Source organism: Sphingomonas sp. LH128, from assembly GCF_000293195.2.
In the GTDB taxonomy this organism is placed as follows: Bacteria; Pseudomonadota; Alphaproteobacteria; order Sphingomonadales; family Sphingomonadaceae; genus Novosphingobium; species Novosphingobium resinovorum_A.
Genome location: NZ_ALVC01000423.1, coordinates 1 through 8,994 on the forward strand (window position 1 = coordinate 1; position 8,994 = coordinate 8,994).

At 61.4% G+C, this 8,994-nt stretch carries 10 protein-coding genes and 1 pseudogene; all 11 read left to right on the forward strand.

The window, feature by feature from the left end; translation table 11 throughout:
• Nucleotides 1-1,196 (forward strand): annotated as a pseudogene (locus LH128_RS27055) (hypothetical protein); the annotation flags it as partial.
• Between the two features lie 91 nt (nt 1,197-1,287).
• On the forward strand, nt 1,288-2,217 hold the full coding sequence (locus LH128_RS27060) for an ArdC family protein (RefSeq protein ID WP_008832887.1): 930 nt from the start codon (nt 1,288-1,290) through the stop codon (nt 2,215-2,217).
• A 24-nt stretch (nt 2,218-2,241) separates the two neighbouring features.
• Nucleotides 2,242-2,886 (forward strand): DUF6927 domain-containing protein, encoded by a 645-nt coding sequence (locus LH128_RS27065; RefSeq protein ID WP_008832888.1) that lies wholly within the window; start codon nt 2,242-2,244, stop codon nt 2,884-2,886.
• Entirely contained in the window at nt 2,883-3,110 is a 228-nt protein-coding gene (locus LH128_RS27070; protein WP_008832889.1) for a hypothetical protein, read from the forward strand. The genes LH128_RS27065 and LH128_RS27070 overlap by 4 nt, the downstream gene beginning before the upstream one ends.
• Nucleotides 3,098-3,316 carry a hypothetical protein gene (locus LH128_RS27075; protein ID WP_008832890.1) on the forward strand — a complete coding sequence of 73 codons (219 nt, stop codon included), beginning with the start codon at nt 3,098-3,100 and terminating at the stop codon, nt 3,314-3,316. The genes LH128_RS27070 and LH128_RS27075 overlap by 13 nt, the downstream gene beginning before the upstream one ends.
• Nucleotides 3,317-3,358: 42 nt before the next feature.
• Complete coding sequence (locus LH128_RS27080) at nt 3,359-3,964, forward strand: DUF7007 domain-containing protein (RefSeq protein WP_008832891.1); 606 nt, start codon at nt 3,359-3,361, stop codon at nt 3,962-3,964.
• Entirely contained in the window at nt 3,961-4,620 is a 660-nt protein-coding gene (locus LH128_RS27085; protein ID WP_008832892.1) for a deazapurine DNA modification protein DpdA family protein, read from the forward strand. The genes LH128_RS27080 and LH128_RS27085 overlap by 4 nt, the downstream gene beginning before the upstream one ends.
• Nucleotides 4,621-5,482: 862 nt before the next feature.
• The gene (locus tag LH128_RS27090; RefSeq protein WP_051211594.1) at nt 5,483-5,911 is read left to right on the forward strand and encodes a DUF983 domain-containing protein; all 429 of its coding nucleotides are present in this window, start codon (nt 5,483-5,485) and stop codon (nt 5,909-5,911) included.
• Nucleotide 5,912: 1 nt separating this feature from the next.
• The gene (locus LH128_RS27095) at nt 5,913-6,251 is read left to right on the forward strand and encodes a hypothetical protein (protein WP_008832894.1); all 339 of its coding nucleotides are present in this window, start codon (nt 5,913-5,915) and stop codon (nt 6,249-6,251) included.
• Nucleotides 6,252-6,284: 33 nt separating this feature from the next.
• Entirely contained in the window at nt 6,285-7,676 is a 1,392-nt protein-coding gene (locus tag LH128_RS27100) for an aminotransferase-like domain-containing protein (RefSeq protein WP_327195282.1), read from the forward strand.
• A 99-nt stretch (nt 7,677-7,775) separates the two neighbouring features.
• On the forward strand, nt 7,776-8,994 hold a 1,219-nt coding region (locus LH128_RS27105), incomplete at its 3' end, for a cytochrome ubiquinol oxidase subunit I (RefSeq protein WP_008832896.1).

Here is an 8,994-nt window from a genome sequence, read left to right on the forward strand (position 1 = left end):
TCGGCCTGTTCCTGACGCTGTCGCAGGACGGCCGGATGGAACTCGGCGACACCTACTACAGCGAAACACCGCTCAGCGTCACCATGGTCGAACCCGATGAGGACGACGAGGACGCGGCCGAGACCGGCGACGACGGTATCGAAAGCGAACCTGCCGGCGAAGCGGCCCCGCGCACTCCGACGTTCCGCATCGAGGAGGGCGAGACCGGAACCGTCACCGGGGGCACCAAGGAGGTGTCGCCCGACGAAGTTGCCCCTGGCGGCAAGGCACTCAGCCAGGTTCTGCTCGATCAGCTTTCGGTGCAGCGCCGCGACGTTCTGGGCGCTTCGATGATCGCCAACCCGGCGCTCGCGCTCGATTACATGCTGTTCGCCATGGTCGACAAGTCCACGGGGACGGACGAGACCTGCGGCACCACGATCCGAGCTTCGCACCCGGAAGATCCGGTTCGCTACGACGCCTATCCCAAGTCGGTCGCCCATGACTATCTCGCCGAAGTGCGCGAAGGCCTTGATGCCTCCTGGACCGAGCACAAGAGCATGGTCGATCGCTTCGACGCCTTCCGCGCGCTGGACGACGAGGTCAAGGCGGCATGGCTCGCGTGGATCGTTGCCCGGTCGTTCAAGGCGAAGGAAACCTACAGCCATCGTCAGAACGCCCTCCAGACCCACCTTGCCGGGCTGCTCGAAGTCGATGTTGCCAAGTGGTGGCGCCCGACCTCGGAGAATTTCTTCGACCGCGTTCCCAAGGGTGCTCTGCTCTCGCTGCTCGACGAAGTCGGCGGTCCCGCACTCTCGGGCCGCCATGCGAGCCAGAAGAAGGGCGAAATCTCGACTTCTTGCGAGAAGCTGTTCGCCGGCGACGCGGTGATCGAGGCCGACGTCAAGGAAAGGGCACTGGCCTGGGTGCCCGCCGCAATGCGCTTCACCCCCGCCGAGACGACGACGGTTCAGGACGAGGGCGACGAAGCCGGGGATACCGGCGAGGCGAGCGCACCTGACGACGCCGAAGACGATCTGGCCAGCCTGATCGACGCTGCACTTACAGGGCCCGACGACGGCGACGATGGCGAGAACGTCTCGATCGACGACGAGCACACCGGCGAAGGCGACGACGATCACCTGATCGATGACGGCTCGCCGGAAGTTTACGGCGATGACGATGCCGTCAGTCAGTGGGCCGAAGCGGCGGAATAACGAGCGTCCCTCCAACCCGATCGACGATCCCCCGGTGGGCTTTGCGGCTCACCGGGGGCTTTTCTCGCCACACCGGACAAGGGACATTCCCATGAAGACGCCCCGCAATTCGCGCGACATCGCGCGCGAAGTCACCAATACCATCGTTTCTTGGCTCGAGACCGGCACAACCCCGTGGGCCCGCTCCTGGTCGCTGACCGGGGAGGGCGGCCGACCGCTCCGCCATGAAGGCACTCCGTACAACGGCATCAACTGCCTCTGGCTCTGGACGATCGCCGACGCGCGTGGATACCGCAGCCGCTACTGGATGACAGCGCGCCAGGCCGAGGAACTTCGCGCGCATGTGCGCCGCAAGGCCGATCCATCCATGTCGATCTACGCTTCCAGCTTCCGCAAGGCAGGGCAGCCGGGATTGCCGGGCGAGGCCACCGGCCAGCTGATCCGCTTCCTGCGCCACTACATCGTCTACAATGCAGACGAGATCGAGGGCCTGCCCGATTACTACTACGCGCGGGACGTGCCCCCGACACCGAGCCTGCTATCGCAGCGCCAGGACGCGATCGATAGCTTCTTCGCGGCGATCCCTGCCGAGGTTCGCCACGGCGGCGACGAAGCGTATTACAGCCCGCTCGGTGACTACATCCAGCTGCCCCGTCCCGGCAGCTTCAGATCGGGCGACGCTTACGCTTCCACGAGGGCGCATGAAAGTGCCCATTGGAGTGGCAGCAAGGATCGGCTCAACCGCACATTCGGCAAGCGTTTCGGTGACGAGGCATACGCCGTAGAGGAACTTTGTGCCGAACTGACAGCAAGTTACGTTTGCGCGGACCTCGGCTTGCCGACCGAACTTCACGACAGCCACGCCAGCTACCTGGCGCACTGGATCAGAGTGCTCCGCACCGATCACAGCGCGATTTTCACCGCCTCGGCCAAAGCCGAACAAGCCTTCAACTATCTGCGCGCCTTCAGCTTTGCCGAGGCGAGTGCGCCTGCCGGCGATGCCCTGAAGGCGGCGGCATGACTTCCATCAGCAGGAGACGTCACCATGGGCTGGCTCTTCATGAACAGGCACCACATGGGCGGGCACGCTACGCCCAAGTCCTATCTCGACGCCCAGTTCACCTTCACCAATGCGCCGGACGACAACGGAATCGCGCGCGCCGCTCGCGTCCTTGCCTCGTCCTGCCCCGGCAACCGGGTCTGGTACGCAGCAGTGCAATACTCCGAAAACGGCGTGCCGACCGATGTCATCGCCATGGTCTGCCTCGTGAAGTGGAACCCGAGGGACAAGGAGGCAATGCACTTCGGGTTCAAGGACATGAGCGAAAGCATGGGCCCCTGCGAGGCAGAAGCACCCGAGAATATCCTTCGCCTGCTGACGCCGACCACCAACGAGAATGCTCTCGACTGGCGTCGGCGCTGCCTCGCCCACCTGCAGAAGCGTTCCCGAAAGATCGTCGATGGGATGCGCGTCAAATTCCCGCAGGCGATCACATTCACCGATGGCTTTGCCGGCGACGAGTTCACCGTCATCAAGCGGGGCGCGACCATCACCTTCCGGCCTTTCGGTAAATACGGGCACTATCGCATCCGCAACTTCCGTGACCTTGAATGGTCTGTCGTCCCGGAAACGAAGGTCCACCGAACGCTCTTCGCCCCCCGCCCTTCCGCTGCGATGCCCCCGCCATGAGCGCGGTATCATCCGCGCTCTCGCCGCTGTGGGCACGGCTCTGCAGCCGCGAGAATGCCATCCGCGTCGCGCAGCGCATGATGCAGGCCGGAATCGCGGTCATGATCGCCCCCGGCAATGACCTGCAGCCCTGGCGCGTGATCGAGCGCACTGACCTTTCGGCAAACGAGGTCGCCGCGCGCATTGCCCTCAAGAGACAGGAGGACTTGAGATGCCCCGCCTGAAACCCGCCACACCGCGTTCGAAGCAACAGATCGACGACGCCCTGAAACTCATGCGCCGTGCACGCGGCCTGCTGCGCGAGGCCGGGGCCTCCAAGGCCGCAGGCCGCCTTCACAGTGCCATCAACAGCGCCGAGGGCGCTCGGCGGCACTGCGAGCGGCGCCCCGTCGTCCAGAACATGGCGACCTGGCTCTCTGAGGCTGAATGAGGGGAGCGAGAAGGAGGGAGCGAACGATGAAGGAGAACACACATGCCCGCATTCGTTTCCTCCCCCGCACCGGAGATGACCCGCTGGGGCAAGCCCGTCACTACCACGCAGCGCCTCCCCGGCATCTGGCGCGTCGTGACCCCGTCACATGGCGGCTTTGTCCTGTCCGAGACACGCCAGGCCGCCATCCCCGAGGCGCTGCGTCTGGATGAACCCGAGTACGAGCATGACGTTGACTGGTCGCTCGTGATCGTGGCGTTCCAGACCGAATTTGCCGCTGCCGGAGATCCGCTCTTCGACATCGAACTTTCGCTTGCCACCAGCACCGTCAAAAGCTGGCGGCCCGAGCGATGGGAAGCCTATGCCGGCGAGGCCGTAGAACCGCGTCAGAGCCATGTCAGGCGCGAGCGCGAAGCGTTCGAGGCACGCATCGGCAAGGTCGTCGTGACCACCGCCTACGGCGATTGGGCCGATTGGGTGCCGAGCGGCAAAGTCGGCGTATTTGGCTATACCCTCGCCAGCGTCGATCATCTGGCCCGTCCGACATACGCCGATCCCATGTTCAAGGCCCTCGTCGATGCCGCCCGGTATGATGCGCGCGGCAGCGTCATCAGCTTCGACGAACTCGACGCCGAGATCCTTCCATGACGATCGAGGTGATCGTCGGCCTGCCCCATCTCAATGAAGGGCCGATCCTTCAGCGCGCGCGGATCATGCAGCAGCCCATGCTGATTTCCGCGAACTGCCTGTCGCGCTGGCGCACCGCATCAGGGGGCTGGCGGGAATGGCGAGGCTGGCGCACCGGCCAACTGACGAATGCCCACGGGCTCAAAAGCCTCGACCTCGACAGCGTGGGATATGTCCTGATGTCCAGATATGGCGGCTATCCATGGTGGATCGCCGACTACATGGCTCTGGCCGCATCCTATCCGTTCCGGCGCTTCGCGGCCGCCGACTATTGCTGCGAAGCCGAGATTGCCGCCGATCGCGCCGAAGTCCTCGACCGTATCGCCCGCACCGTGGCGACGAACCGCGAATGCCGATCGCGGGCGCATGACCTCGGCATCATCGACCGCTTCATGCCCGTCCTTCAGGGTCGCTATCCCGAGGACTATGAGCGTTGCGCCGAAATGCTGGCGTGGTCGATGAATCCCGGCACGATCGTCGGCGTCGGCTCCATGTGTCGCCGCGACATCCATGGCCCTGACGGATTGATCGCCGTTGTCGCGCACCTCGACAAAGTGCTTCCCAATCCAGGCCCAAGGCTACACCTCTTATGTACCGTTGCAAGTGTCCTGCGATAATTTTCAAGCTATTGGGCGTGTGGTGCAGTTCGAAAACTTGTTTTCGAACTGCACCACACGCAACCGCCGAAGGCGGAATTATTGCCGGGGAGCTGGTCACGGGCGCCATCTAAACTCACTCCGTAGAGCGAACGGAACTGACTCGCGGTGGCGCTCGGGATTTGCTGTTGCTGCGTTGAAGATCGCAGCGGACAGACCGGCTAAGCGTCTGGAGCCGCGCTCATCAGGGTCATTGCTGTGGACAGGAGCCTGTCCCGAAACTTGACGTCTCCGAGGTTTCGGCGATCGTCAGCCGACGGGCAAGCCTTGGGACATACCCGCCATTCTGGAGGAATCAATCGAATGTCTGCATTTGCTGAAACCTGACTGTCGTTAGCCAGACCGACCAATTCATCGTCGCCGCACGAGTACTCTGCGTCGACTTGAAAGTCGCTCACTGGGGGAGACAACCGCTCTCCTTCATGGAAAGCGGTCACCTCGTCATCTTTCACTTTCGGCATTGCCAGGTCGGATGGTGTGTCAATTTACCTTGTTCCGAAGCGTCGGAACGTCGCCAGAGAAATCGAGCCACAGGTAAGTGTTGAGGTCATGAGCGTTACGGGCGTTCCGTGATCTCCATGGAAAGCTCGTTGGTCTGAAGGCTGCTTCGGCCGGCTGAGGGTAGATTGTATGGATAAGTGCCCATGCAAACGCCCTGACTTTATACTTGCTTCACGCTGTGGAGGCTATCGCGGCGGCGGGTTTTCCCGGACGTTCTGGCTAGGTGGGACATAATGTCTCACCATTGCATGCTCATTGCATGGATTGAATGTTTCGTATATATGGGTCTCACAATCAGCAAAACTCTTTGAGGTCCCATCCGATGTTGGACTCGAACGACGCAACTGCCAGCAAAGGACGCTGGATTTTTCACTGTGGTTTGAAAGGGCTTTGCCCCAAATGCGGACAAGCATCCATGTTCCGCAAATGGCTGAAGCTGCAGACGAAATGTCCAAGCTGCGGGCTGAACTATAATTTTGCCGCGCCCGACGATGGTCCAGCGTTTTTCTCGCTGTGCATCGTCGCATTTCCGCTGACGTTCTTCGTGGTGTGGCTTCAGGTTGCTTTCGAACCGCCCTTCTGGGTGCATTTGTTTACATCCGCTCCTTTGATGATGCTCGGATGTGTCCTTCCCTTGCAATACATCAAGGGTTGGCTCGTTGCCTCGCAGTACGTCAACAAGGCACAGGAAGCCGGCACCGAGAACCTTTGGGCGCAGTTGCATGCCAAGGCCGAGAATGAGGATAAGTAATATGAGCGGCCCGGTGTCTTCGACCACGCCCAGGAATGTTAAGGGCATAAATCTCGCGGCACGGCTTGTTTCTGATCTGTACGACGCGATCAACCGTCCGGACCTTTCCGGCATGATCCGCAGCGGCAAGGCAGAAGACTTCCCGGAAATCAAAACCGCCGCCGCCCTTTTGGAAGCAGAATTCGTTCGGCTAAAGCGATACGAGGTCGCCCTTCGCCAATATGCCGATCCCGGGTTCTGGGACGGGATCGGGTCTAGCACGCCGCTTGCGGTGTATGATGGCGGAGAAATGGCGAGGAATGTTCTTGCCGGTCGCCCAGCGTTCTATCACCGAGACTAACGGCGCCAACCGCCCGAAGGCTTCTAGAAGGTCATGATGCAAAGCTGGACTCCCGATATAACCACGGCAACCGGGCCGAAATATCTTGCTATCGCGGAGGCGATTGCACGAGACATGGAGGCTGGAAAGCTGCGTCCGGGTGACCGACTGCCCCCTCAGCGCGCACTCGCAGAAGCGCTGGGTCTGGATCTAACGACGATCACCCGCGCCTACGGCGAAGCGCAGCGCCTCGGGTTTGTTGAAGGTAGTGGTCGCCGGGGCAGCTTCGTGCGCGCAACGGCTTCGGCGACACCGAGCATCCGAGTTCAGGACGCAGGCGACACGGGGATGAATGCTCCGCCCGAAGATTTCGGTGGATCCTTGGCAGCGGCATTTCGCGAGTGCGCTTCTGCTTTGCTGAGTCCCGAAAACGGCGGATTGCCTTTTCAATATCAGCGTAGTGGAGGGGCTGCCTCGGCACGCAAGGCAGGCGCTGATATGTTGACTGCGCGAGGCATTCCCTGCTCGGAAGACAGCGTACTCGTGGCTGCGGGCGGCCAGAATGCCCTCCATGCGATTTTCAGCGCTGAACTCAGTGCCGGTGATAGACTGGCCGTGGCCCCTTATGCCTATCCCGGCCTGCTGGCACTGGCTCGCAGGTTTGGGATCGAGTTGGTTCCTGTGGCGAGTGACGAAGACGGCATGCTTCCACGAGCCCTGGATGAAGCATGCTCAGCTACGGAAGTCCGAGGCATCTATCTCGTTCCCACTAATGACAACCCCACTACCATCACCATGCCGCCAGACAGGCGAGCGGCGATCGCCCGTGTCATCACGCAGCATGGCCTCCTGTTGATCGAGGATGACGCATACGGCTTTCTTCCCGCTCAACCCCTTGTACCTGTAGCGTCGCTCGCGCCGACAAACGCCTGGTATATTGCGAGTGTATCGAAGGTGCTTACGCCGGGCCTGCGTGTAGCCTGGCTGCGCGCTCCTGACGTTGCCGGGGCGTGGCGTCTAGCTGCCGATATGCATGAAACGGCCATCATGGCACCACCACTTAATGCCGCCATCATTGCCGAATGGGCCAGGTCGGATGTCTTTACCCACCTCGTCGGCGAGGTCAGAGACGAGGCCGCTTTGCGTCAGAAACTTGCGCGTGAGTGCCTCGCCTCTGGGACATTTCGCGCAATGGACTGCGGGTATCACCTGTGGCTAAGCGTTCCGACCGATCTCGACGGTCGCCACATAGCTGACGTCCTGCGCCAGCATGGACTCTCAGCCATCCCGAGCGAGGCATTCGCGGTCGATCGCGCAATGGAACCCGCAGCAGCCCTGCGGGTCTCGATTGGTGGAAGTTTATCGCGAGCGCGGTTGCAGCGGGGTCTTCAGCTGCTGTCGGCTCTCATAAGTCCGCAGGCTCCCCGAAAGGTAAGCCTGATCTAACATACCGCACGAGGGTGCTGCTTTTTAGGCACGCAACAATGCATTGCGCGTTGTTGTTGTGGTTTGCTGCGCCTGTGACGCGCCATATCGGGAGCTCTTATGGGCGACGAAGCACTACTTTTGGCACGAGTGCAATTTGCATTCACTGTCTCGTTTCATTTCATCTTTCCGTCTTTTTCGATCGGTCTCGCCAGCTTCCTGATGGTGCTGGAAGGTCTGTGGTTGAAGACGGGCCGCGGCGTCTACGCGAACCTGTATCGCTACTGGCTGAAAATCTTCGCCGTCGCGTTCGGGATGGGTGTCGTTTCCGGTATCGTGATGTCCTACCAGTTCGGAACCAACTGGTCGGTCTTCTCTGACAAGGCGGGGCCGGTGATAGGCCCGCTGATGGCCTATGAAGTGCTGACGGCCTTCTTCCTGGAAGCGGGATTCCTTGGCGTGATGCTGTTTGGCATTAACAAGGTCGGACCGCGGATGCATTTCCTCGCAACCTGCATGGTGGCTCTCGGGACATTCATCTCCGCCACCTGGATCATCAGCACCAACAGCTGGATGCAGACCCCGACAGGCTTTGCGATCAATGCTCAGGGGCAGTTCGTACCTGCCGGCTCCTGGCTGCCGATCATCTTCAATCCGAGCTTTCCCTATCGTCTCGCGCACGTCGTGCTCGCTGCTTACCTGACGACGTCGCTCGTCGTCGGAGCGGTCGGTGCATGGCACCTTCTGCGCGACCGGAGCAACCCGGGCGCCCGCAAGATGTTCTCGATGGCGATGTGGATGGTGACTCTCGCCGCCCCGTTGCAGATTTTCGCTGGCGATGCCCATGGCCTGAATACTCTGAAGCATCAGCCGGCGAAGGTCATGGCGATGGAGGGGCATTACGACAGCCATCCTGACGGCGCTCCGCTGGTTCTGTTTGGCATCCCTAATGCTGCGGAAAAGCGGATCGATTACGCCATCGAGGTGCCCAAGGCTTCTTCCCTCATCCTGAAGCACGACCCCAACGCTCCGCTCGCCGGCCTCGACACTATTCCCGACGACCTGGAACCACCTGTCAGCATCGTTTTCTGGACGTTCCGCATCATGGTGGGACTGGGGATGGCGATGCTCGGACTGGGGTTGCTCAGCCTGGTCAGTCGCACCAGGCGCAAACTCTATGACTGGCCGCTGCTTCATCGCCTTGCGGTCGTGATGGGCCCCGCAGGATTTGTCGCCGTGATCGCCGGGTGGGTCACCACTGAGGTCGGCCGTCAACCTTACACTGTCTATGGCTACTTGCTGACGGCGCAGTCTCATTCGCCGCTACAGGCATCGGCAG